We start from the raw sequence: 1,162 nt of genomic DNA, 5'->3' as shown, positions 1-1,162 counted from the left end.
GGGAGGTCCGGGTGCCGTTCGCGGTCGTGGAGTGCGGGGAGGAGGAGGTGGCGGAGCGGATCTCGGCCGAGGCCTTCACCGTCTTCGACCTCTCGGCCGAACTCCCGCTGCGGGTCGTGCTGTTCACCCTCGGCGAGGACGAGTCGGTGCTGGTGCTGACCCTGCACCACATTGCCAGCGACGGCTGGTCCTCCGGCGTGCTCTGGTCGGGCGTCGCGGCGGCCTACCAGGCCCGTCTGGCCGGTGCCGTACCGGACTGGGAGCCGCTGGCCGTCCAGTACGCGGACTACACGCTCTGGCAGCACCACCAGCTCGATGAGGTCATGGACCAGCAACTCGCTCACTGGTCGCAGGTGTTGCGGGACCTCCCGCAGGAGCTCGCGCTGCCCCTGGACCGGGCCCGCCCGGCCACCGCTTCGGGTGAGGGCGAACTGCTGGAGTTCCACCTCGACGCCGAACTCCACGCCGGACTCGACGCGTTGGCACGCCGGAACGGCGTCACCCTGTTCATGGTGCTGCACGCGGCGGTGGCCGCGCTGCTGTCGCAGATGGGCGCCGGCACCGACATCCCGATCGGCACGGTGGTGGCCGGGCGTACGGACGAGGCGCTGGACGAGTTGGTCGGGTTCTTCGTGAACACGCTCGTCCTGCGGACCGACCTGTCGGGCTCGCCGACGTTCGACGAGCTGCTGGGTCGGGTCCGGGAGGCGGATCTGGCGGCGTTCTCGAACCAGGACATGCCGTTCGAGCGGTTGGTGGAGGAGCTGAACCCGGTTCGCTCGGCCTCGGTGCACCCCCTGTTCCAGGTCATGCTGGTCCTGCAGAACAACGAGGGGGGCGCCCTCCGGCTGCCGGGCCTCACCGCGGAGTCCGAGCCGTTCGGGACGCCGCCCGTCAAGTTCGACCTCAACCTCACCTGCGTCGAGAACCGCGACGCGGCCAACGCGCCCGCGGGCATCCTCGGCGTCCTCCACTACGCCACCGATCTGTTCGACCACGGCACTGTCGGCTTGCTCGCGGAGCGTTTGCGGCGGGTGCTGTCCGCGATGGTGGTGGATGCGGGGCGAGTGGTGGGTTCGGTGGATGTGTTGGTGGGTGGCGAGCGTGAGTTGATCGTGTCGGGGTGGGGTGGTGGTGGGGGTCCGGTGCCGGGGGGTTCGGT

The 1,162-nt window shown here is 70.2% G+C and carries 1 protein-coding gene; it reads left to right on the top strand.

What is annotated here, in order from left to right; translation table 11 throughout:
* Positions 1-1,162: condensation domain-containing protein (locus ACWD4P_RS38410; protein WP_449782846.1), on the top strand; the 1,162-nt coding region annotated here is incomplete at both ends.

This window comes from Kitasatospora sp. NPDC002543, assembly GCF_053594915.1.
The sequence above is the reverse complement of the archived record's forward strand: the minus strand, read 5'-3'. Positions and strand labels throughout refer to the sequence as shown.